This window comes from Microbacterium sp. Root53 (assembly GCF_001426925.1).
Lineage (GTDB): Bacteria > Actinomycetota > Actinomycetes > Actinomycetales > Microbacteriaceae > Microbacterium.
Genome location: NZ_LMFR01000019.1, coordinates 1 through 1,001, shown reverse-complemented (window position 1 = coordinate 1,001; position 1,001 = coordinate 1). Strand labels below are relative to the sequence as shown.

1 protein-coding gene is annotated in these 1,001 nt (G+C 66.0%); it reads right to left on the bottom strand.

From position 1 onward, the window contains the following. Positions 1-194: 194 nt before the first annotated feature. Positions 195-635, bottom strand: coding sequence for a MarR family winged helix-turn-helix transcriptional regulator (locus ASD19_RS08005; RefSeq protein WP_055990928.1), 441 nt, complete (start codon positions 633-635; stop codon positions 195-197). Between the last annotated feature and the right edge of the window lie 366 nt (positions 636-1,001).

Sequence of the window (1,001 nt, the reverse complement as noted above, 5' to 3'; positions counted from 1 at the left end):
CGTCCTCACGGAACTCGCGCGGATAGGGCTTGGGCATGATGACATCCTCCCAGCGGCACCCTCAGGCACCACAGATCAGGTGTCACCTATTCGTTCAGCAGACCCCAGTGATGAGAAGGCCCCCGCTTCGGCGGGGGCCTTCTCTGCTTTCCGGAATCGATGCGCGGGCTCGTTCGCTCTGAGCGAACGGCCTCTCACTGGTCGGCGCGGTCGCCGCGGAGCTTGCGCGTGAGGTCGAGCAGTGTCCGCAGTTCGTCCTCGGAGAGCACCGACATCCGTTCGGCGATCGAGCGGCCGTGGTTCGTCGCGACGACGCGGAACGCGCGCGCGCCCTTCTCGGTGGCGGTGACGATCGCGCCGCGGCCGTCCTGCGGGTCGGCGCACTTGGTCAGGAGGCCGCGCGCGACCATCCGGTCGACGAGCCGGGAGACGCTCGGCTGGCTGATGAGCATGTTGGCGGTCACGTCGCGCAGCCGCGACGACATGTCCTCGCCGCGCGTGACGGTGAGCAGCACGTCGTACTCGGGCTGCGTCAGCTCGGTGGCGCTGAAGTCCTCCGCGAACTCCGCGAGGATCTCGTGCTGCGCGCGGAACAGGCTCTCCCACGCCTCGACGGCGAGCCTGCGATCAGCCATGACCCCAGCGTATCCGGACGGCCCTGTCGGCCGACATCCGGACATGGTGAGGGGCCTGTCGGAGAGGCATCCGACAGGCCCCCTGTCCCTTGCACCAAGAGTGTCCTGCAATCACATGTCCCGGCAGCCGCCACAGCAAAACAGCTGCCGGTGTAGCGACTCTATAACGGGCAGATAACGGCACACAAGGGCTCGCCGTTACTTTTTCGTGACCGGCTTCCCTGCTGTGTCTCACGAGAGTTGCGAGATTCTCACGACCGATCTAGGTGTACTGCCCAGCCAGGTTGTTTGAGATCCGGCTGATGGGCGGGAGCTTCCCGATCGCGGTGTGGGGCCTGTGGTGATTGTAGAAGTGCAGCCAGGCCG